This is a genomic window from Polynucleobacter sp. MWH-Loch1C5 (assembly GCF_018881775.1).
Taxonomy (GTDB): Bacteria; Pseudomonadota; Gammaproteobacteria; order Burkholderiales; family Burkholderiaceae; genus Polynucleobacter.
Genome location: NZ_JACVPR010000001.1, coordinates 489,413 through 511,279, shown reverse-complemented (window position 1 = coordinate 511,279; position 21,867 = coordinate 489,413). Strand labels below are relative to the sequence as shown.

Sequence of the window (21,867 nt, the reverse complement as noted above, 5' to 3'; positions counted from 1 at the left end):
ACACTTAAACGCTTTGTAATACCGTGAGCCAAATAGGGATTGTCACAGCAGCCAAGACTGTCATCACAGATATAGCAATAGCGACAATCGTGCCATCGCCACCCATGCGGTTAGCCAAGACAAATGCACTGGTTGCTGTAGGCATCGCGGCAAAAAGAACCACGTTATTCAGTTGTGCACTCGGTAAGCCAAAAAATAATCCTAAGCCCAGAGCAATGGCTGGCATGGCCAGTAGCTTGACACTTGTCCAGTAGGCAATTAATACCCCATCGCGTTTATTTTGCAACCACATGAGCCCTGCGCCCACTGTCATGAGTCCTAGGGCAATCGATGCTGAACCGAGGCGTGAGACACCCAAGGCAATGTAATCGGGCAGGCGCCATTCAAAAATATTACTGATGAGTCCTAGGCAAGTTGCGACCAACAGAGGATTTTTGATGAGCTCTTTAAAGAGGTGTTGTTCTGAATGTCGCGCTAGTGCATAGACGGCGACTGCATTGGCCACGGGCACCATACAGCCCGTAGTCAGTGCCATTAAAGCCACACCTTCTTCACCTGCTAGGCGACCAGCAGCAGCAAAGGCGATATAGGAGTTAAAGCGGAATGCTGTTTGAAAGCCACTTGCCCACGAGAGGCGATCTTTGGCATACCAATGTGATAGAAAGCTCAGAAAAATACCTGATCCAAAAGTGAGGAAGGCGACCAAAAGCATATTCGAAGTGCCGCCCCAATCAAAACGTGTTTGATTAATCGCATGAAAAAGTAGGGCGGGGAATAAAACGAAATACGTGAGCTTTTCAACACCGTCCCATAGATCACGCTTGAGATGCGTATAGCGCATCAAGATAAAACCGAGCAAAATCAGTAAGAAGTCAGGCAGTAATAAAAAAGCAGAGTTCAAAATAGGCTCTTATAGAATCCAACTATGGTCAAAAAAAGCAGTCACAATTCACCATCTGAGATATTAGAGCATGAAGCTCTAGGACCTGCTTATCAAAAAAGTCTGATCCAAATCGAACGATTTACCGATATCTGTTGGTTAGAAGACGGATTGTCAAAAAATACCTTAGCGGCTTATCGCCAAGATCTCAAATTATTTGCCCAGTGGTTAGCTAGTAAGCAAAAAGATTTACATCAAGTGCAAGAGGCCGATATTCTGGGTTATATGGCTATACGACGATCGGATAAAGCAACAACCAGTAATCGTCGGCTCACGGTCTTAAAACGTTTTTACCGTTACGCAATTCGGACTCAAGTCATCGCTGATGATCCTTGCCTGCATATTCGCGCTGCGAAACAAGCACCACGATTTCCTAAGACCTTATCGGAGGCTCAAGTTGAGGCCCTCTTAGCAGCACCGAATACAGAAACAACCATGGGTTTACGGGATCGCACGATGTTAGAGCTGATGTATGCTAGTGGTTTGCGCGTCTCGGAGATTGTGAGCCTTAAAACGGTTGAGCTTGGCATGAATGAAGGTGTTGTGAGAGTGGTGAGTGGTAAAGGGGGTAAAGACCGGCTTGTACCTTTTGGCGCAACCGCTGCAGATTGGTTAAAGCGCTATATTGAAGAAGCGAGACCTCAGCTACTGGGGGATTATCAAAATCAATATTTGTTTATTGCCAGAGCCGGTACTGAGCCGATGGCGCGTCAAACCTTCTGGCATATGATTAAACGCTATGCAATGCAGGCGGGTATACAGGTGGCTCTCTCTCCACATACCCTCAGACACGCTTTTGCAACCCACTTACTCAATCATGGCGCAGATCTAAGAGTGGTGCAGTTATTATTAGGGCATGCAGACATCTCGACCACGCAAATTTATACTCATGTGGCGCGTGAGCGTTTAAAAACAATTCATCAACAACATCATCCTAGGGCTTAGCATGTCAGACAGTATTCAATGGCTATTTATACCTATCGCTTATTTCATCAGTTCTGTGTCATTCGCGGTGGTCGTGAGTAAGGTCATGTCATTACCTGATCCGCACAGCTATGGTTCAGGTAACCCAGGTGCTACGAATGTTCTCAGAACTGGTAATAAATTAGCTGCATTACTCACGCTCATCGGTGATGCTCTGAAGGGGTATGTTGCTGTCACATTGGCTCGAGCTTTTATCCCTGTTGATTTAGGGAGCTGGGTATTGCCTATGGTGGCTGTTGCCGCCTTTGTGGGTCATCTTTACCCGATCTTTCATCGGTTTAAGGGTGGCAAAGGCGTCGCTACTGCATTGGGTATTTTGCTCGCCATCAATTGGGTTTTAGGAGTCATGACTTTAAGCACTTGGCTCATCGTTGCTGTATTTATGCGCTATTCGTCGCTCGCTGCTTTAATTGCCGCTTTATTCGCGCCGCTGTACTTCATCTTTTTATTCGGTATACAGCCTATGGCGCTGGCTATTGCCATCATGAGCGCCTTACTCATTTGGCGTCATCAATCGAATATCGTTAATCTGCTTAATGGTACAGAGACTCGTTTGGGTTCCAAGTCTAAAAAAGAAGAATAAAAACAGAAAAGAAAAAACCGCCCGAACATCTTCAGGCGGTTTCAATTCTTGATTACTTAATAATCAGAACGGGTTGTTTAGCTTGAGAGAGTACTTGGCTTGTGACAGAGCCCATAATCAGACTCATGAGTGAGCTACGGCCGTGGGAGCCCATCACAATCATGTCAACCTTGCTCTTTTGAGCTTCGGCCAACAAAGAGTCGGAAACATGCCCTATTTTTTCAATGAGTTTGTACTTCATTCCGGCCTTATCAAGCTTTGCTAAAGCTGCTTTAGTCGCTTGCTTGCTTTGATCCTTATACCAAGCCGTAATATCTTTTCTGGAGATATATTGGGTCACATCTGGCGGGATCACATCAGGTTGAACATGCATCACTATCAATTCTGAGTTTTTGACATCAAATAGGTTTTGATGCTTGATTAGATAATCTACGGCTTTAGCGCTGTATTTGGAACCATCAATGGATAGTAGTACTTTCATAACATCTCCTTGGTGAGCAATCTTCAGATTCATCCTACCCCGATGATCCTCATGGGTGGAGATTTAAGTAGCTAATTATTGATCTAGATTAAAAGTGATAGAACAAGAGATGTGTGTAGAAAAGAAAAATCCACCGCGAAGGTGGAATTGATGACAGTTGGTGGGCCGGGCGAGATTCGAACTCGCAACCAACAGATAAAAAGAAGTCGTAGCTTTTTAAAACCTTATATAAATCAATGACCTAAAAGCCAAAAAAGACCGTGAGATTGAGTGTGCGATTGCTGCTCACTAAGTAGTTTAAAGCCTTAGGCTGATTTCAAGCCTGGGAAATGCTAAATTATCTCTATTTAAATAATGTGTAATATATTACACAATTTATGCTACAGTACGCCTATGAACTTACGCGAAATCGGTCTGAAAGTTTTGCAACGTCGTACTGATCTGGGTTTATCTCAAGATCGGTTGGCAAAGCTTTGTGGCCTTTCAAGATCGACCATCCATCATTTGGAGAAAGGTAGTTTGAATGATTTAGGTGCCGCTAAGTTACTATCTTTACTATCTTTGCTGGGTTTGGATGTGATTACACAAGAACATCATAAAAAGCACCATGGCCTTGATATGGCAAGTAAGACGGCAAGCGTCAGTTACAGGACAAAGCTTAAAAGTAGTGACTTATCACATTCATTGGCGTGCGGAGAGTTGCCTGAGAATATTTATCCTCATATAGCATCTTTATTGGATGAAGCACCATTAGAGATTATCGTGTCTGCAGTTGAGGAAGCGGCGAAGAGTAATCACGTGGCACCCAAAGTTATTTGGAAAAATATTCAGCGCTGGGCACATGAGATGCATTCACCAAGATCGGCTTGGGCGTAATTTATGGGTAATATTGTCGAGCGTGATCTTCCTGAAGGCGCATGGAAAGATTTACTGCCCCATGCACTTTCGATTATTGAAGATATTAAGATTCACGGAACGCCCGACCCATTCTGGACTTTTGGCGGAGGCACGGTGTTGATGTTTCGTTATCAGCATCGTCATAGTAAAGACATTGATATTTTTGTCCCAGATCCTCAGTATCTAGGGTTTGTTACTCCACGCTTGAGCGATGTAGCTGCTGCCGTGAGCGCTGACTATGTTGAAGATCAGAGTTCTTACGTTAAGTTAATTCGTCCAGAAGGGGAGATTGATTTTGTGGCATCCCCAAATCTAACTGAAGCGCCATTTGAGATATGGAATATTGGTGGGCAGCATATTCGAGTAGAAACTGCTGTAGAGATTGTGGCAAAGAAATTATGGCATCGAGGTGATAGGGCGACTGCTCGTGATTTATTTGATCTGTCTTTAGTTATTGAGCGTGAACCTGAGGCCTTGGCAAAAGCCGCTAAGTTCTTGCGAAAGAACGCTGAGCAATTTATAAGTCAGATTGCTAGCAGAGCGGCAGTGCTAAAAGCCCAGTTCGCTGTAATCGATGTGCTCAATTACAGACCAGCTTACGATGAGGCGGCACAAAGGGCGGTCACATTCCTTGAATCACTTAAGTGAGAGGGGATTTGATCTGGTTTGCTAGTGAACGGTAGGCCTTCAACAGATATAAAAAAGCCCCGCAATAAGCGAGGCTTAGTAATGCTTGGTGGGTCGGGCGAGACTCGAACTCGCGACCAACGGATTAAAAGTCCGCTGCTCTACCGACTGAGCTACCGACCCAGACCGTTATTTCTTCATGCTATTGCACGAAAACAAAGATTATAGCTAATTTTTTATTCCTAAGCTAGATTTCAGATTTGCCGTGATTTTGCGACTGGGGGATTCTTGGCAAAGTATTGACGGATACCCCGCACAATCGCGGTTGCAATCTGATCTTGATAGCGTTCATCATTCAGGCGTGATTCTTCTTCGGGGTTACTAATGAAAGCGGTTTCAATTAGGATAGAGGGCACGTCAGGAGCTTTTAATACCGCAAAGCTAGCTTGCTCCACTTGGCGTTTATGTAAGCGAGCAAAACCACCAATCTCACGCAAAACGGCATGACCTGCTGTTAAGCTATCTTTAATTTGAGCAGTCGTTGACATATCTAGCAGCATTTCTGCCACTTGACGATCCTTCGTCTTGATATTGAGGCCGCCAATTAAGTCAGCTGAATTTTCTTTATTCGCAATCCAGCGCGCTGCAGTGCTAGTGGCACCTTGCTGCGACAGAGCATAAACCGATGCGCCTCGCGCATGGGGCTGCACAAACGCATCTGCGTGAACAGATACGAATAAGTCAGCTTGTATGCGACGTGCTTTGTTCACGCGCACATGGAGTGGTACAAAGTAGTCACCATCGCGCGTCATAAATGAACGCATATCAGGTTCTTGCTCAATTTTGTCGCGCAGGCGTCGAGCAATCGATAAAACGATATCTTTTTCTTTAGAACCCCGTCGTCCAATCGCTCCTGGATCTTCGCCACCATGACCTGGATCAATTGCAATCGTGAGTAGGCGTCGATGTTTAGGGGGTGCTTTTTGAGCCAGCTCTGGATCTTTCTTGAGCGCCTCGCGTCGCGCAATCTCGCCAATAGGATCTTCCGCTTCCAGGGCTGCAGCTTTCTTGGCGCTGTTACGAACCAGCGCCATGAGTGGATCGTTAGCGACTGTAGGATATAAATCAAAGACTAAGCGATGTTGGTAGTTTGCAATGGGATCCAGAGTAAATAGTTGTGGCTGAATACTTTCTTTAAGATCAAAAACGAGACGTACAACCTTCGCTTGAAACTGCCCGACTCTCACTTGAGAGATATAGGGGTCATTGGGTTTCACTTTAGCGACGAGTTCTTTGAGAGGTTGAGTGAGTTCAAGGCCCTCAATATCAACCACTAAGCGTTCGGGTTGATGGAGTAGCTGATGTGTAATTTTGAGAGCTTCATCGGTTTCAAGAGTGACACGGGTGTAGTCTTCAGCAGGCCAAACACGCACGGCCAAAATTTTTGCACCCCAGGCAATTTGGGCGGGCCCTAAGCTCAGTAACAAAATGCCCCCGCCTAACTTCGCAGCGCTTCGCAACACCTTGCGACGCTCAGAGTTCTGTGTCTTCTTTTTAGACATCGTTCTGAGTCGAGAGCTTAGAAATTGATAAGCGCGCATTATGAGCTCTGGAGGTTTTTGACTAGACCTTGACCGATTGCATCATGGGCAGTGATGGCACATGTGCGAGATTCATCATCTTGCATCGTCAGTTCAATCGATAGACTAGGGGTGGGAAGCGTATCACCGGCTTGACTGGGCCATTCGACAAGACAGAGTCCCGCTTCAGTAAACGCCTCTCGGAAGCCTGCATCAATCCACTCTGTGGGGTATTTCATACGATACAGGTCAAAGTGGTGGATGTTCAGAGTCGCGTGATCGACAGTCACTGAATAAGGTTCACACAGAGTGTAAGTGGGACTCTTGATTTTTCCTGCGACTCCTAATGTTTTGAGTAGATAGCGTGTAAAGGTAGTCTTGCCCGCGCCTAAATCACCTAATAATTCAATATAGATCGTTTTCTGATTGATTAAATGGGGAAGTAGAGTCCGAGCTAAACGAGCCGCAAGCTCGGCTGTTTGATTTTCTTGATTTAAGACTTCTTGGTACGCACTCATAGGGGGCTATTTTTATTACAGTTTCATCATACAACCCCTATTATCGATACATTGCTTAAACTGCACCTATATTGTGAAAGTCGATAAGTCATTGTGACATTAGGATGATGAGAGAAGCCCCTGGTATTTCTAAAGAGGATTTGGAGAGTGTGCGCCGCTGGCTCAATGGCCGCGCGCAGGCTTTAGGCTTTTCAGATTTGAAGGTCAGTGATCTTGATTTAGGCCAAGCTCCTCAACATCTGCGAGATTGGTTGGCAGAGGGGCGTCATGGCCAAATGGACTATATGACTCGGCATGCCAGTTTGCGCTCAGACCCCAGAGCAATTTTGCCTAAAGCCCTGCGTGTCTTAACGCTACGTATGAATTATCTACCCCATACCCCCGATTTTGCAGACGAGACTTGGCGAAAAAAGGAATTTAAAAAACTAGAAGAGCCTCATCAAGCCGTCGTTTCTTTATATGCCAGAGGTCGGGATTATCACAAGATCTTACGTAATCAATTGCAACAACTCGCCAGTGAGCTCAAAGCCCAGATTGGGCCCTTTGACTATCGTGTCTGCGTGGATTCTGCTCCAGTTATGGAAGTCGAGTTTGCCCAAAAGGCAGGTTTAGGTTGGCGCGGTAAGCACACTCTATTGCTTAACCGTGAGGCAGGTTCTATGTTTTTCTTAGGTGAAATCTTGATTGATTTACCTTTACCTGTAGACCCGCCCACGTCCGAACATTGTGGCGCCTGTACTGCCTGCATGGATGTTTGCCCCACGCAAGCCATTGTTGCCCCTTATCAATTAGATGCTAGGCGCTGTATTTCTTATTTGACCATCGAGCATCCTGATGCAATTCCTGAGGAGTTCAGACCATTAATGGGTAATCGTATCTATGGTTGTGACGATTGTCAGCTGACTTGCCCTTGGAATAAGTTTGCTCAAGTAGCCGCCGATGTACAGCGTGAAGACTTCATGCCGCGTCATCAACTGGATCACAGTTCGCTTTTGCAATTATGGGCGTGGACAGAAGCTGAATTCCTCGCGCGTCATTCTGGTAGTGCCATTCGTCGTATTGGTTATCAGCGCTGGCTGAGAAACATTGCGATTGCTCTAGGGAATGCTCTACGACAGAGCTCTGATTCCAAGCAGCGTGATTTGCTTCAGCAAGCACTGCGGCAGCGCCTGCATCAGCACAGTGATATGGTCGATGAGCATATTCAGTGGGCGCTGGCGCAAGCCTGAACAAAATAGCTATTTCAGATAAACTCCATTCATGGGTTTGGAGAGAACAATAGTTTTAAAAGGCGCAAAAGACGCCTTTGGTGCCCCAGCTGCTGTCTTATTTGCTGGCATGTTGGGCTTTGGTGCGATGGGTAAGACCAATGGTTTAGATATTTGGGTCACCAGCGCTACGAGCTTTTTCATGTTTGCTTTACCGGGGCAGGTGGTGCTGATTGAGATGTTGGTCTTGCAAGCATCAGCGCTCACGATTGCGATTGCAGTGACGCTCACAGCGGCTCGTTTTCTCACCATGTGTTTGACACTTTTCCCACAGTTTCCTGAGAAGCAGCGCTCGCCTTGGTATTACGCTTTGGTTCATTTGGTCGCCATGACGGCCTGGGCGATCTCTATGCGTGATTTTCCCAAGATGAAGCCCGATGAGCGCCTAGCGTATTTCACAGGGTTTGCCTTTGTTTGCTGGGCCGTCTCAACGCCGGCAACGGCCTTAGGTTTTATGTTGGCCGGTGAAGTGCCGCGTTACATCAATTTAGGTTTGGTCTTCATTAATCCACTATTTTTCTTACTCACTTTCACAGAGGTGAAGGTGCGCGCCAATCAAATCGCCATTGTCTTAGGTGCGATTGCTGGCCCTCTGATTTATTTATATTCACCCGATTACTCATTGCTTTATACCGGTCTGATCGGCGGTACTGTGGCTTATGGTGTTGATCGCTACTTGCGTCAACGCAAAACTCAAGAGAGCTCCTCATGAATACCCCGCAAGATTTAGAGCTTCTGTTTAATGATGCGGGTATCTGGGCGGCACTGATTGCTGCGTGTCTGGGTACTTATTTATGGCGGGGCTTAGGCGTTTATCTGTCGGGCAAGATCAGTCAGGACAGTGAGCTTTTTAAATGGTTGGCTGCTGTGACCTACGCCATGGTCGCAGCGCTGACATTGCGCATCATCCTCTTGCCCGTTGGCTTATTGGCCACAGTCCCTATATATATACGTATTGGTGTGAGTGTGGTAGCGATTCTTGTCATGATCTCTAAGCCCGCCAGAATGGTGCCTGCACTATTAACAGGCACGCTACTTTTAGTGGCCTACGGACTTTTATTCCAATAACAATCGCGTAGGACAATAAAAAAGCCCACGATCATCGTCGTGGGCTTTGGGTGCTGAGCAGTTTATTTAGAGCTCTTAAAGCCTATGAGTGAGTAGGCTGGGCAGAATCTAAAAATCCCTGTTGCTAATGGCACGATACCAATATAGCCCCAAGAGCCGATTAAACCAAAAATCGCTAGAACGATTAATGCTACGCCAACGACCATTCTTAAAAGGCGATCGACGCCCCCGACATTACATTGCATAGTTCTCTCCTATGATTGATTGCAATATGTGTTGTAGAGCAACTCCATCACTGACATCGCAATAGGGCTAGAGATGGAGTAGTAAATGTGTTTGCCATCTCGACGCGTACTCACCACTTGTTCTTCGCGTAAAACCGCTAATTGCTGAGAAAGCGTCGGTTGCTGAATACCGGTCACAGTTTCTAATTCACCCACACGTTTTTCACCTTGGCTGAGTTGGCAGAGCAACATCAAGCGATCGCGATTGGCTAAAGTCTTCATCATGCGACACGCATGATCTGCGTTCTGACGCATTAAGCTAATGTCCATGGCATCTTTTGCGGGCTTAGTAACGGCATCCATCTGAAGTCCTGTTGAATGAATAAAATAATTTAATGATGTATAAGAATACATTATATATTTATTTAAAATATAAAACCTTTAAATAATAGGGACATTCAGTCCCAAGCATTCTGCTAAAAAGCTCTAAATCGTTTATTGTTCTGTAATCATTAAAACTAAATCAATCATCTGGAGACACTATGCCAAGTAAAAAATCCTATTTAAATCAGTCAGATGTCGCTAAGATTTTGGCTGCAGCTGATGCTCATGCGCAGAAAAATAACTGGGAAGTCAGTATTTCTGTGGTGGATGATGGCGGTCATTTATTGGGCTTTGTTAGACGTGACAATGCGCCTCCTATCTCGACTTATATCTCTCAAGAAAAAGCCAAAGCGGCAGCTTTAGGTAAGCGTGAGAGCAAAGTCTATGAAGACGTGATCAATAACGGGCGCTTTTCCTTTATTAACGCCACAGCGATGTTGCACGGTACTTTAGAGGGTGGCGTTAATATTGTGATGGATGGTCAAACGATTGGTGCGGTGGGTGTCTCCGGGGTTAAATCCAATGAAGATGCTGAAATCGCCAAAGCAGGTATTGCTGCCATCGGTCTTTAATTGCCATAGGCCCAAGCTCACAGGGCATAATGTAGCCCTGTGAGTATAGAAAATTCAAAAGAAGTGACCTTTCAAGACTTCGGCATAGCCGAAGTCATCCTGCGTGCCATTAGCGAACAAGGCTACACGCAACCCACCCCTATTCAAGCGCAAGCGATACCGCATGTCTTGCAAGGTCAAGACGTGATGGGTGCTGCCCAAACAGGTACTGGTAAAACAGCTGCCTTTGTATTGCCGATTTTGCAAAACATTTTGCCGCACGCAAACAGTAGTGCATCACCAGCACGTCATCCGATTCGTGCCCTAGTTTTAGCCCCTACGCGTGAGCTAGCCGATCAAGTAGCGGATAACGCACAACGATATGCCAAGTACACCGATTTACGCACAGCAGTTGTCTTCGGTGGTGTAGATATGCAACCACAAACTATGCAACTCAGAAGCGGTGTTGAGCTCTTGATTGCTACCCCTGGACGTCTACTGGATCACATTGGTCAAAAGACGGTGAGCTTGTCTCAAGTGCAAATTTTGGTGCTCGATGAGGCCGATCGGATGCTGGATATGGGTTTCTTGCCAGATTTACAACGCATCATTGCGCTCATCCCGAAAGAGCGTCAAACCTTATTGTTCTCTGCGACTTTCTCGCCAGAAATTAAAAAGTTGGCGCAAAGTTATTTACGTAGTCCTGTGACGGTTGAAGTCGCACGCCAAAATGCAGCAGCCGATACCGTGACGCAAGTCGTCCATAAAGTACCTTCTGAAAAAAAACGTGAGGCCTTAGTCAATATTCTGCGTGCCAGAGCTGCCCGAGGTTTATCTAAGCAATGCATAGTCTTTACCAATAGCCGTCTCGGTTGCAGCAAATTGGCTAGCAGCTTAGAACGTAGCCAGATCAAAGCGGGCGCCATACATGGAGATAAAAGCCAGATTGAGCGTATGCAAATCTTAGAAGCATTCAAGCAAGGTCAGATTGATGTCTTGGTGGCAACCGATGTTGCTGCGCGCGGTTTAGATATTGCTGATATGCCTTGTGTGATCAATCATGAGTTACCCTTCAATGCCGAAGATTATGTGCACCGCATTGGCAGAACGGGCCGTGCGGGTGCTCAAGGGGATGCGATTGCACTCGTGGATAGCTCTGAAGAAAAGCTCTTGGCTGACATTGAAAAGCTCATGAACCGCCAGCTCTTGCGCTTACCAGTCCCAGGTTCTGGTTCTGGTCCTGAGTCAGACCCATTTTTTTACATGCCGTATCGCCCCGGTCAAGCCAATGTGCCAGAAGTCAAGCCTGAGGCACAAAAACAAGATCTACCGACTAAGCCAACCAAGACGGTGGGTGCTTTGCTAGGCGGTATGAAAAAATCTTCGTAGCTAATTGCAACCAGGTTTGGATTGCATTTCTATCTAAGACTATTTGTCTAGAGACAAACTCCTCGTGTAGCTCAGGCTCAGCGAGACCAAGATGTAAAGCAGCTTGTTGTAGCGCTCTTAAGCTACTGGCTGAGCTACTCAAATCCAGCTCAAGTGCACCAGACTGTTTACTCAATTTTTCGTTGGCCTCATTCAGTACTAAAGGCACATGGTGGTATTGAGGAATCGAGACCCCTAGCTGCTCCTGTAAATAATTTTGGCGGGCAGTGTTATCGAGTAAATCAGCACCTCGCACGATATGGGTAATGCCTTGTGCAGCATCATCAACGACGACAGCCAATTGATAGGTAAAAAAACCATCAGCACGCTTGAGAACAAAATCACCGACTGCTTTCTCTAAGTCTGCATGATCGACTCTTAAGCGCCAGGCACAAGGTTCTACCACATCTGTTTTATGGCGACACAAGCCGGGGTAGACAAGTTCCTCATGACGTCCTTTGTGTATCCCCAATTCTAGCCAATAGGATTCAATGCGTTTACGTGTACAGCGGCAGGCATAGACTTGCTGCTGACTCTTTAATTGATCTAATGCCAGTTGATAAGCATCACTGCGTTGAGACTGATAAATCACTGCTTCGTCTGACTGCATCCCACAAGCCGCTAATTGGCTCAGAATCTTCAGATCAGCGCCTTTGATGCAGCGGGGACTATCAAGATCTTCCATCCGAATGAGCCAAATTCCATCATGGGCACGCGCGTGCAGCCAACTAGCTAGGGCAGTTGCGAGGGATCCGGCGTGGAGAGCGCCTGTTGGTGAGGGTGCGAAGCGACCTCGGTATTTGCAAGTCAACATAGCTAAAATCATCTCATGACTTTGAAAACCCGTTTTGTTCACCTCAGATTGCACTCGGAATATTCCGTGGTGGATGGGGCTGTGCGCATCGATGATGCCGTGAAAAAAGCAGCCCAAGACGGCATGGGGGCCTTGGCTCTGACCGATTTAGCCAACGTCTTTGGTTTGGTGAAGTTTTACCAAGCTGCACGTAAAGAAGGTATTAAACCGATCTTGGGAGCCGATGTTTGGGTGAGTAATCCTGAAGATCGGGATAAACCGTATCGTCTACAGTTATTGGTCAAAGACCATCAGGGTTACCTGAACTTATGTGAGTTGCTTTCCCGTGCCAGCTTGCTTAATCAATACAAAGGGCGCGCTGAAGTTAATCGTACCTGGTTCAAAGAACTCTCAGCAGGCTTGATTGCCTTATCGGGTGCCAGACAGGGAGATATCGGTGTGGCACTACTGGCCCAGCAGAGCGCTGAGGCTAAGCAATGTTGTCAATTTTGGCAATCTTGTTTTGGGGATGATTTTTATATTGAAGTACAACGTGCGGGTCATCCTCAGGATGAAGCTCATCTTTTTGCAGCAGTTCATCTTTCGCTGGAGTTGGATGTGCCGGTGGTGGCTACTCATCCGATACAGTTCATGGCTCCTGAAGATTACACTGCCCATGAAGCCCGCGTCTGTATTGCTGAAGGTGAAATCCTGGCTAATGCCAAACGTGTTAAAAAATTCACACCCCAACAATATTTCAAGACTCAAGAGCAGATGCAAGAGCTCTTTGCTGATTTACCAGCAGCTCTAGAGAACTCTGTCGAAATTGCTAAGCGTTGTAATTTATCGCTCACCTTAGGTAAGCCGAAGCTTCCAGATTTCCCCGTACCTGCTGGTATGACTTTGGATGATTATCTGATGGAGCAAGCCATGGCGGGTTTGCATCGTCACCTAGAACATCTGTATCCAGATCCTGTCGAGCGAGAAAAACAAAAACCCACCTATGAGGTACGCCTGAAGTTTGAGGCCCGCACGATTTCACAAATGGGTTTCCCAGGTTACTTCTTGATTGTTGCTGACTTTATTAACTGGGCAAAAAATAACGGTGTGCCCGTAGGCCCGGGGCGTGGTTCTGGCGCAGGCTCTCTAGTCGCTTATTCATTAGGGATTACAGATCTAGATCCTTTACGCTACAACTTACTCTTTGAGCGTTTCTTGAACCCTGAACGTGTCTCTATGCCTGACTTCGATATCGACTTTTGTCAGCATGGGCGCGACCGTGTGATTGCCTACGTTAAAGAAAAGTATGGCAAAGATGCGGTGAGCCAAATTGCTACCTTCGGTACGATGGCAGCGCGTGCTGCGATTCGTGATGTAGGCCGTGTACTCGAACAACCTTACGGTTTTGTCGATGGTATTTCTAAACTCATCCCAAACAAACCAGGACAGCAAGTCACGATCGAACAAGCTAAAAAAGAAGAAAAACTCCTGGCCGAACGCGAATCTAAAGAGGAAGAGGTTAAGCAACTCTTAGGTTTGGCCCAACAGCTCGAAGGAATGACTCGTAACGTCGGTATGCACGCAGGGGGCGTCTTGATCGCCCCCGGTAAGCTCACGGATTTCTGCCCCTTATATACCCAAAGTGGTAAAGATGCGGCCGATGCAGGTGTGGTGAGTCAGTATGACAAAGATGATGTGGAAGCCGTTGGCTTGGTGAAGTTTGACTTCTTGGGTCTAACCACTCTCACCATCTTAGATTGGGCAGAGCGCTATATTAAAAATCTCTACCCTGAGAAAAAAGATTGGCGTGTAGGGCAGGTACCTCTAGACGATCCCGCCGCATTTGAGATTCTTAAAAACGCCAACACGGTCGCTGTGTTCCAGCTAGAAAGCCGCGGCATGCAAGGCATGCTAAGAGAGGCTAAGCCCGATCGTTTTGAGGACATCATTGCCTTGGTGGCGCTTTATCGACCCGGTCCGATGGACCTCATTCCAGACTACATTGCGCGTAAGCATGGCAAGCAGCAAGTCCACTACCCTGATCCGCGCGTCGAGCCTGTTTTACGCGAAACCTACGGCATCATGGTGTATCAGGAGCAGGTGATGCAGATGGCTCAGATCATCGGTGGCTATTCACTCGGTGGCGCAGACTTATTACGTCGTGCCATGGGTAAGAAAAAGCCAGAAGAGATGGCTGAGCACCGCCAGTTATTTAGAGACGGTGCAGCTAAGAGCGGACTCAAGACAGAAAAAGCCGATGAAATCTTTGACTTGATGGAAAAGTTTGCGGGCTATGGCTTTAATAAGTCTCATGCCGCGGCATATGCCTTGCTCGCTTATCACACTGCATGGCTAAAAGCGCATTACCCTGCTGAGTTCATGGCAGCCAACATGTCTTTGGCGATGGACGACACTGATAAGGTCAAAGTACTTTATGAAGATGCTCTTGCTAACCAATTAAGTATCTTGCCTCCAGATATTAATCAGAGTGATTATGAGTTCAAGCCGCTGCGAGAAGATCCCAATAATCAAGAGCAAGCCGCCCGCTCTATTCGTTATGGTTTAGGCGCCATTCGTGGCACGGGGCAAGCCGCTATTGAAATGATCATGGCGGCACGCCAGGAAGCCCCATTTACTGATTTATTTGATTTCTGTACCAGAGTCGATCGTCGTGTTGTTAATCGTCGCACGATGGAAGCCTTGATACGTGCGGGGGCCTTTGATAGCTTATACAAAGGCTACGACTCACGTAGTACCCTCCTCCATTCTCTGAGCATGGCCATTGAGGCTGCCGATCAGGCGCAGGCATCGGCTATGCAGGTGAGTTTATTTGATGCTGATGCGACAGCACAGCATCAGCCAGAACTCATTAAGGCTGAGGTTTGGCATGAAAAACAACGCTTGCAAGAAGAGAAAATGGCTCTCGGCTTATATCTGACGGGGCATCTTTTTGATATGTATCGCCCTGAGTTGCAACACTTTGTCAGAACGCCACTGAACCAGCTTTCAGAAGGTAAGGATCGTTTGATCGCTGGGATCATGACTTCGACTCGCAGTATGATGGGGCCTCGAGGCAAGCTCATGATTGCTACCATTGATGATGGTAGTGCTCAGTTAGAGATGACGGTGTACAGTGAAGTCTTTGAGCCCAATCGCCATTGGCTTAAAGAAGATGAGTTGGTCATTGCGAAAGTTTCGGTTTCACCCGATAAATTCTCTGGTGGGATGCGTGTCGTCGCTGATGCGGTCATGGATATCGCGACGGCACGACTCAAATTCGCCAGAAGCTTGCATATGCAGCTTCAGCCTGGCATCGATATCAAAGGCTTTAAGCAACAACTGGGTCAGTACCTGAGTAAGCAGAACCAAGGTTTGACCATGACTGCGGATGTCTTGGCCAATGGTAGTGTTTGTCAAATGCAATTCCCGGATGAGTGGAAGATATATCCGGATGACGCAAATATTCGTGGCCTTAATATTGCCTTAGCCAATGTGGGTTCCGTGAGCCCCATCGAGATTAAATACGCCTAGTATTTAATTTAGTCTATAGGCCTCGATAGCCTCAATCACTTGGGCCACGCTCAGATTCATTAAGCATTCACTTTTGCTATCAGGCCGATCTTCGCAACCTGCTTTGCGGCAAGGCACACAGTCACCCGGGCCTTGCACGATGGTAACTAGCCCCACTTTTTGAGTGCCTCGTAATTGATAGGGTTGATCTCCTTTGAAACCATTCGGCCATGGACCAAAGTTAGTGGGTGGTGTTGCCCCGAATAAAGTGATCATAGGAATATCGCAAGCCGCAGCCAAATGGGTGACTGAGGTATCGACCCCGATGTAAAGGCGAGCAGAGCGCAAGAGTGTGCCCAGCTGATTAAGAGCTAGGCGACCCTCTAGATTAAGGACTTGAGATCGCGCGCCTTCAGAGAGTTGACTCATGATTTCAGCATTGAGTTCTAAGTCTTGGGCAATCGGTGCGCCACTCAAAATCACTTGATATTTGCTGCTCAGGTGTTCAATTAATTGAACCCAATGAAAAAGTGGCCAACGTTTATAGGCAGTCAGTGGGCTCGGATGTATCACGACAAAATCTTGCTTCAGTTGAGAGCCTAACCACTCAGGTAAAGGAACGATAGCCGGGGGCAGTACGCGCACACCAGAGGAGCTCTCAAATAAATTCTTTTCAGATGTAAAAGGTAGAAGTAAGCGCAGTTTTTCAGCGATCACATGTTGGCCAAAGTAATCCACTTCAACGGTATGAAGTGCACATTTTTTCTTCCACCAATTATGTTTTTCTTCAGAAGGCACTACCCCCACAATTTGCTTAGCTGCTAACAGACCATAGATATAGGCGCGATCACTGGGTTGCGTAATGATGGCTAAGTCATAGCGACGAAACAATTGAAAAAACTGTTTTAGATACTCACCCCAACGAGGTCTAGTCGAAGAGCCTATTAAACGGTCTAGATGGGGATTGCCAAAGAGCATCGGCAAACTCGCCGAGTAGCCGAAAAAATCTATTTTGGCTTGAGGCCAAAGACGATGAGTGGCCTCAATGAGCGGGGTAGTGATGAGGGTGTCACCAATTTGCCGGGTGGCGATAATCAATATGCGTTTCATACCTGTTTCTTAGCCAAAATTTTGGCGCGCACAATCGCTGCGTTCTTTTCAGCGGTAGCCCGATCTTGCATTTTGTGCCACAAATGAAACACTTCTGTAGCAAAAGCCCCTGATTTACGAATCACCCCAGCGTCTTGTAGGCGAAAGACAAAATCAGCATCCTCATGGCCCCAACCTGTGAGGCTCTCATCAAAGCCACCCATTGCGCGTGCATCAGATGTCCAGCACGCCATATTGCACCCCTTGATTCGTCGCCACTCAAACTTTTTATAGTAACGCCATGGGTGATTGGGTAACTTAAGAAGTAGTGGAAGTAATTTATTAATCTTGTTTTGTAAGCGCCATTGCCAAACGGATCTCAATACATCACTGATCGGTTGCTTGATCAGCTTGGTTTGTACCAACTCATTTTTTAAGCCTTCACTTGTCAAAATGCGGCTACCGGTCACTAAACAGTGAGGCTCAGCTAAGCGGCGGTGTTGGGCTATAAAGTCATTTTGCACGATGCAGTCGCCATCTAAAAAGACTAAATAATCGCCTTGTGCAGCAGCTATCCCTTGATTGAGTATGAGGGATTTTCTAAAACCGATATCTTCTTGCCAAAGATGTTTGATGGGAACTGGAAAATCAAGTTGCTCTTTCTCAATCAATGCGCGGGTACTTTCACCTGAACCATCATCTGTAATGATGATTTCAAAATCTAGATCGGTTTGTTCTCGTAAGGAGTTAAGGCAAAGTTGTAGAGCTTCAGGCCAGTTATAGGTGGCTAGTAAAACACTAATTAAACGGGGTGTTTGAGCAGGCATCTGAATCAAGAATCTTTACTTGACGTTATTTTATTCGCTGGATTTTGACCTAGCTGCCAAATTTTCAAGTAGCGGTAATAAGTGCCATGTGCGTTGGATAAGGCGAGTGCAAAACCTTGTGGACCATCTAAGAAGCCCAGGCGTAAGAGGTAGGTTCTGATAAATGCCCAGCAGCCTCGCAGAAAGGCGCCACTGACAGTCGAGCGACGTCCTTGTGCAAACGCTTGTTCTGCTGCAGCACTAGAGTATTTGTTGATTTTTTCTAATACTTGCTCGGTATTCATGAAGCTATAGTGCAAGAAATGATTTTTTAAGTGGCCAGCAGTGCCCGCCTGTATGAGTTGCACTGTTTCATGAACGATATGTTCCGTAAATCTAGCCTGCCCACGACGAAACAGACGTAAGACATAATCGGGATACCAGCCTGAGTGGCGCATAAAACGTCCACAGTACCAAGATAGTCTAGGAATCATATAAGCAGCAGAGGCTTCTGAGTTGGCAGTGATTGCCAAAATCTCAGCTTGTAATTCTGGGGTGACACGTTCGTCCGCATCAATCGATAACACCCAATCACCGGTAGCTAAATCTAAAGCACGGTTTTTTTGAGGGCCAAACCCGGGCCAATCGCTTGTAATCGTGACTTTCGCCCCCATTTGTTGCGCGATTTCCACAGTTTTGTCGCTACTTTGGCTATCTACGACGATAATCTCGTTAGCGAATGAGACGCTCTGTAAGCAAGCTTGGATATTAGCGGCTTCATTCTTGGTAATTAAGATAACGGATATGCTCATGGGGCGATGTTAGCACCGTGTAGGGTACGATTGCGGGTATGGATCAAAAAAGTATCAATTTAAAAACACAAACGGCTTTAGTCCGTATTCTCAAATACGCGATCCCCCACAAAGTGGCGGCTGTTTGCGCATTGATCGGCCTCGCTATTGTAGCGGCCAGCGAAACTGCCATTCCAGCCCTGCTCAAGCCCCTCTTAGATAAAGGTTTCACCGGTAATTTAGACCATGCCCTCTGGCGTGTTCCCGCCTTTTTAGTGGGTTTGGCATTTATTCGTGGGATTGCCCAGTTTGGCTCTAACTACGCTTTGAGCCATATTACTAATTCAGTCTTATTGAAGTTGCGTGAGCAAATGTTCAACCGTCTTTTGCAGGCGCCGGCTGACATTTATCAAAGTCGCTCGGCCGCTTCTTTAATTAACGCTGTAGTTTTTGAAGTCAATGCTGTTTTGCAAGTCATTACCAGTATTGCCATGAATCTCGTCAGAGACAGTCTCACGGTCTTGGGCTTGATGCTTTATCTCTTTTATTTGAACTGGCGCCTTACCTTGCTGATCATGATCATCTTCCCGATTTTGGGCTTAATGGTCACTATTATTAATAAGCGCTTAAGACGCTTGCATAAAGTTCACCAAGATATGACCAATGAGTTGTCCTACGTTGTAGAAGAGACAGTAGGGGGCTATAAGGTCGTCAAATTGCACGGTGGCCAGACTTATGAGAAAAATCGTTTTCAGGAGATTGCCAATAAATTGCGTCGCTATTCCATGAAAATCGCAGTTGCTGGTGGCCTCAATCAGCCAATCACGCAATTTGTAGCCTCGATTGCACTCTCTGGAGTTCTCCTAGTGGCTTTATTCCAGTCATCGATGGCTGAGACAACGGTCGGTGGCTTCGTGGCTTTTGTGACAGCGCTAATTTTGATTATTTCCCCGCTCAAACATCTCGCTGATATTAATCAGCCTCTGCAAAGAGGGGTGGCTGCTGCAGAGATGATTTTTAAGCTCATGGATCAACCGATTGAAGAAGATCAGGCACGTCGTCAAGACGCGATCAAGCTTGCGCGGGCCCAAGGTGAAATTCAGTTCTCAGGAGTCGGTTTTACCTATCTCAACCAGGCTTATGAAGAAGATCCGGCGCAAGCTCAAAGTCGTGAAGCATTAAAAGAGGTCTCACTCACCATTCGCGCAGGAGAAGTCGTGGCTTTTGTGGGCCCTTCGGGTAGCGGTAAATCGACCTTAGTCAATTTATTACCACGCTTTTTTAATCCGAGTGCCGGACAAATTTTGCTCGATGGGATCGATATCCAGACCATTGAACTCAAAGATCTGCGTCGCCAAATGGCTTTTGTCAGCCAGGACGTGGTTCTCTTTAATGACACGATTGCAGCTAACGTCGCCTATGGTGCCACAAGTGCTGCAGAGATTGACCGTCAGAAAGTCTTGCAGGCTTTACAAGCGGCCAATCTAGGCTCTTTGATACAAGAACTGCCACAAGGTATTGATAGTGAGATTGGCGATAACGGTAACCGTCTCTCAGGCGGTCAGCGCCAACGACTAGCGATTGCACGTGCCATCTATAAAGACGCTCCCATCTTGATCTTGGATGAAGCGACTTCAGCCTTGGATTCTGAGTCTGAGCGTCAAGTACAAGAAGCTCTAGAGACTCTCATGAAGGGCAGAACTACGCTAGTCATCGCACATCGCTTATCGACTATTGAAAATGCCAATCGCATTGTCGTTTTAGATCATGGTCGCGTGGTTGAGCAAGGTAGCCATCAAGAGCTCATCAGTAGCAACGGCTTGTATGCCAGCCTACATCGCTTGCAATTTTCGCAAGCGAGTTAATTAAGAACGATATCGTATTGCTCTTGATTAAAGCTGGCTTCGGCTTGAAGCCGCACGGGTTTGCCAATGAAGTCGATTAACTGCGCTAGGTGAACACTATCTTCTTCCAAGAAGCGATCAATCACATCGGGGCTCGCCACAATGCGGAATTCTCGCGGATTGAACTGGCGATGCTCCCGAATCACTTCACGCAAAATGTCATAACACACGCTTTGTGCGGTTTTCGTTTGTCCCTTACCTGCACAGACGTGACAAGGTTCGCACAGTAAGTGCGCTAAAGATTCACGAGTGCGCTTACGCGTCATTTCGACCAAGCCTAAGCTTGAAAAAGGATTAATAGTGGTGCGTATGCGATCACGCGCTAAATGTTTACGCAGCTCTTCAAGCACCATATCTTGGTGCTCCTTAGTGTGCATATCAATAAAGTCAATGATGATGATGCCGCCAAGATTACGCAGACGTAATTGTCTTGCAATAGTCTGAGCGGCTTCGAGATTGGTTTTGTAGATGGTGTCATCAAAGGTCTTGGCACCTACAAAGCTGCCTGTATTGACATCAATCGTGGTCATTGATTCTGTTTGATCAATCATCAAATAACCCCCGGACTTCAGGTCTACACGGCGACCTAGGGCGCGATTGATTTCAGATTCGGTATCGTACAAATCAAATAAAGGACGCTCCCCTCGATACAAGACCAACTTATGAGTTTGATCGGGGGTGTAACGTTTAGAAAATTCACTGAGTTTTTCAAAATTCTCAGCTGAGTCAATTCTGATTTGTGTTGTGGCCTCGCCAGCAAGGTCGCGCAACACCCGCTCTGCCAAGCTTAAATCTTGATGAAGTAGGCTAGGGGCAGGCTTTTGCTGAGTGCCTGCTTGTATCGTTGCCCAAGTCGCTTGTAAATAACGTAAATCGTTGATGAGCTCATCATGGGGCGCATCTTCAGCGCTGGTGCGAATAATGAAACTCCCGGAGACCTTGGGGCAGTGTTCAGCCATGAGACCATGCATCACTGTTTTGAGTCGCTCACGTTGTTCTGCAGATTCAATTTTCTGAGAGATTGCAATTTGACCCTCTTGGCTTTCTTGGGGGAGGTATACCAAGTTACGTCCAGCAATACTGATGTGTGTTGTTAGTCTTGCCCCTTTGGTGCCTAATGGATCTTTGAGGGCCTGTACTAATAAAGTCTGCCCTTCAAAAACAAGTTTCTCAATCGGCAGGTTCTCGCTTTGAGAACTTTTTGGGATCCATAAGTCGGCGACATGTAAAAAAGCAGCACGCTCAAGACCAATATCTATAAACGCTGACTGCATACCCGGTAACACACGAGTGACTTTGCCAAGGTAGACATTACCGACAATCCCGCGATTTTGCGCACGTTCAACATGAAGTTCTTGCACGACTCCATATTGAATAATCGCAACACGAGTCTCTTGCGGGGTGATATTGATGAGGATTTCTTCGGTCATGCGTCTATTAT

At 46.6% G+C, this 21,867-nt stretch carries 22 protein-coding genes and 1 tRNA gene; 11 read left to right on the top strand and 12 right to left on the bottom strand.

Annotation, left to right across the window (positions count from 1 at the left end; all coding sequences use genetic code 11):
• Positions 1-4: 4 nt before the first annotated feature.
• Positions 5-901, bottom strand: a complete 897-nt coding sequence (locus ICE94_RS02545) for an AEC family transporter (protein ID WP_216148408.1) — start codon at positions 899-901, stop codon at positions 5-7.
• A 24-nt stretch (positions 902-925) separates the two neighbouring features.
• On the opposite strand from ICE94_RS02545, the gene xerD reads away from it, so the two are divergent.
• Both xerD and plsY read left to right on the top strand, forming a co-directional pair.
• Positions 926-1,885, top strand: coding sequence for a site-specific tyrosine recombinase XerD (gene xerD / locus ICE94_RS02540; protein ID WP_216148405.1), 960 nt, complete (start codon positions 926-928; stop codon positions 1,883-1,885).
• 1 nt (position 1,886) lies between these two features.
• Positions 1,887-2,507 carry a glycerol-3-phosphate 1-O-acyltransferase PlsY gene (gene plsY / locus ICE94_RS02535; RefSeq protein ID WP_216148403.1) on the top strand — a complete coding sequence of 207 codons (621 nt, stop codon included), beginning with the start codon at positions 1,887-1,889 and terminating at the stop codon, positions 2,505-2,507.
• 52 nt (positions 2,508-2,559) lie between these two features.
• Here the strand turns inward: plsY and ICE94_RS02530 are convergent, their stop codons facing one another.
• Positions 2,560-2,988: a universal stress protein gene (locus ICE94_RS02530; protein ID WP_216148400.1), complete on the bottom strand. Its 429-nt coding sequence runs from the start codon at positions 2,986-2,988 to the stop codon at positions 2,560-2,562.
• 393 nt (positions 2,989-3,381) lie between these two features.
• On the opposite strand from ICE94_RS02530, the gene ICE94_RS02525 reads away from it, so the two are divergent.
• Together ICE94_RS02525 and ICE94_RS02520 are read left to right on the top strand one after the other, a co-directional pair.
• The gene (locus ICE94_RS02525) at positions 3,382-3,864 is read left to right on the top strand and encodes a helix-turn-helix transcriptional regulator (RefSeq protein ID WP_216148397.1); all 483 of its coding nucleotides are present in this window, start codon (positions 3,382-3,384) and stop codon (positions 3,862-3,864) included.
• A gap of 3 nt (positions 3,865-3,867) precedes the next feature.
• Complete coding sequence (locus tag ICE94_RS02520; protein ID WP_216148395.1) at positions 3,868-4,533, top strand: nucleotidyl transferase AbiEii/AbiGii toxin family protein; 666 nt, start codon at positions 3,868-3,870, stop codon at positions 4,531-4,533.
• 86 nt (positions 4,534-4,619) lie between these two features.
• On the opposite strand, the gene ICE94_RS02515 is transcribed toward ICE94_RS02520, so the two are convergent.
• From ICE94_RS02515 to tsaE, 3 genes are all read right to left on the bottom strand, one after another.
• Positions 4,620-4,695, bottom strand: a tRNA-Lys gene (locus ICE94_RS02515).
• A 71-nt stretch (positions 4,696-4,766) separates the two neighbouring features.
• Positions 4,767-6,074: an N-acetylmuramoyl-L-alanine amidase gene (locus tag ICE94_RS02510; RefSeq protein WP_216148393.1), complete on the bottom strand. Its 1,308-nt coding sequence runs from the start codon at positions 6,072-6,074 to the stop codon at positions 4,767-4,769.
• A gap of 38 nt (positions 6,075-6,112) precedes the next feature.
• Positions 6,113-6,610 (bottom strand): tRNA (adenosine(37)-N6)-threonylcarbamoyltransferase complex ATPase subunit type 1 TsaE, encoded by a 498-nt coding sequence (gene tsaE / locus ICE94_RS02505; RefSeq protein ID WP_216148391.1) that lies wholly within the window; start codon positions 6,608-6,610, stop codon positions 6,113-6,115.
• A 107-nt stretch (positions 6,611-6,717) separates the two neighbouring features.
• Here tsaE and queG point away from each other — a divergent pair, with 107 nt between their 5' ends.
• The 3 genes from queG to ICE94_RS02490 are packed head-to-tail and all read left to right on the top strand — an operon-like array spanning position 6,718 to position 8,946.
• Positions 6,718-7,839: a tRNA epoxyqueuosine(34) reductase QueG gene (gene queG / locus ICE94_RS02500; RefSeq protein WP_216148389.1), complete on the top strand. Its 1,122-nt coding sequence runs from the start codon at positions 6,718-6,720 to the stop codon at positions 7,837-7,839.
• A 31-nt stretch (positions 7,840-7,870) separates the two neighbouring features.
• Entirely contained in the window at positions 7,871-8,590 is a 720-nt protein-coding gene (locus ICE94_RS02495) for an AzlC family ABC transporter permease (protein WP_216148387.1), read from the top strand.
• A complete protein-coding gene (locus ICE94_RS02490; RefSeq protein ID WP_216148385.1) occupies positions 8,587-8,946 on the top strand; it encodes an AzlD domain-containing protein in 360 nt (119 codons plus the stop codon). Before ICE94_RS02495 ends, ICE94_RS02490 begins: the two co-directional genes overlap by 4 nt.
• A gap of 62 nt (positions 8,947-9,008) precedes the next feature.
• Here the strand turns inward: ICE94_RS02490 and ICE94_RS02485 are convergent, their stop codons facing one another.
• Positions 9,009-9,191 (bottom strand): DUF2892 domain-containing protein, encoded by a 183-nt coding sequence (locus ICE94_RS02485; protein WP_216148382.1) that lies wholly within the window; start codon positions 9,189-9,191, stop codon positions 9,009-9,011.
• Between the two features lie 9 nt (positions 9,192-9,200).
• Positions 9,201-9,533, bottom strand: coding sequence for a helix-turn-helix transcriptional regulator (locus ICE94_RS02480; RefSeq protein WP_216148380.1), 333 nt, complete (start codon positions 9,531-9,533; stop codon positions 9,201-9,203).
• A 179-nt stretch (positions 9,534-9,712) separates the two neighbouring features.
• Here ICE94_RS02480 and ICE94_RS02475 point away from each other — a divergent pair, with 179 nt between their 5' ends.
• Positions 9,713-10,126 carry a heme-binding protein gene (locus ICE94_RS02475; protein ID WP_216148378.1) on the top strand — a complete coding sequence of 138 codons (414 nt, stop codon included), beginning with the start codon at positions 9,713-9,715 and terminating at the stop codon, positions 10,124-10,126.
• 39 nt (positions 10,127-10,165) lie between these two features.
• Complete coding sequence (locus ICE94_RS02470; RefSeq protein WP_370623767.1) at positions 10,166-11,494, top strand: DEAD/DEAH box helicase; 1,329 nt, start codon at positions 10,166-10,168, stop codon at positions 11,492-11,494.
• Here the strand turns inward: ICE94_RS02470 and gluQRS are convergent.
• Positions 11,439-12,347, bottom strand: a complete 909-nt coding sequence (gluQRS, locus tag ICE94_RS02465; RefSeq protein ID WP_216148375.1) for a tRNA glutamyl-Q(34) synthetase GluQRS — start codon at positions 12,345-12,347, stop codon at positions 11,439-11,441. The genes ICE94_RS02470 and gluQRS overlap by 56 nt on opposite strands.
• 15 nt (positions 12,348-12,362) lie before the next feature.
• On the opposite strand from gluQRS, the gene dnaE reads away from it, so the two are divergent.
• A complete protein-coding gene (gene dnaE, locus ICE94_RS02460) occupies positions 12,363-15,857 on the top strand; it encodes a DNA polymerase III subunit alpha (protein ID WP_216148372.1) in 3,495 nt (1,164 codons plus the stop codon).
• A gap of 3 nt (positions 15,858-15,860) precedes the next feature.
• Here the strand turns inward: dnaE and ICE94_RS02455 are convergent, their stop codons facing one another.
• The 3 genes from ICE94_RS02455 to ICE94_RS02445 are packed head-to-tail and all read right to left on the bottom strand — an operon-like array spanning position 15,861 to position 18,543.
• Positions 15,861-16,946, bottom strand: coding sequence for a glycosyltransferase family 9 protein (locus ICE94_RS02455; RefSeq protein WP_216148368.1), 1,086 nt, complete (start codon positions 16,944-16,946; stop codon positions 15,861-15,863).
• Positions 16,943-17,752, bottom strand: a complete 810-nt coding sequence (locus ICE94_RS02450; protein WP_216148365.1) for a glycosyltransferase family 2 protein — start codon at positions 17,750-17,752, stop codon at positions 16,943-16,945. The genes ICE94_RS02455 and ICE94_RS02450 overlap by 4 nt, the downstream gene beginning before the upstream one ends.
• 5 nt (positions 17,753-17,757) lie before the next feature.
• Positions 17,758-18,543 carry a glycosyltransferase family 2 protein gene (locus tag ICE94_RS02445; protein WP_216148361.1) on the bottom strand — a complete coding sequence of 262 codons (786 nt, stop codon included), beginning with the start codon at positions 18,541-18,543 and terminating at the stop codon, positions 17,758-17,760.
• A 38-nt stretch (positions 18,544-18,581) separates the two neighbouring features.
• Between ICE94_RS02445 and msbA the strand changes: the two genes are divergently transcribed.
• Positions 18,582-20,387, top strand: coding sequence for a lipid A export permease/ATP-binding protein MsbA (msbA, locus tag ICE94_RS02440; protein WP_216148358.1), 1,806 nt, complete (start codon positions 18,582-18,584; stop codon positions 20,385-20,387).
• On the opposite strand, the gene rng is transcribed toward msbA, so the two are convergent.
• Positions 20,384-21,856 (bottom strand): ribonuclease G, encoded by a 1,473-nt coding sequence (gene rng, locus ICE94_RS02435; RefSeq protein WP_216148355.1) that lies wholly within the window; start codon positions 21,854-21,856, stop codon positions 20,384-20,386. The two genes, msbA and rng, sit on opposite strands and share 4 nt — an antisense overlap.
• Positions 21,857-21,867: the final 11 nt, after the last annotated feature.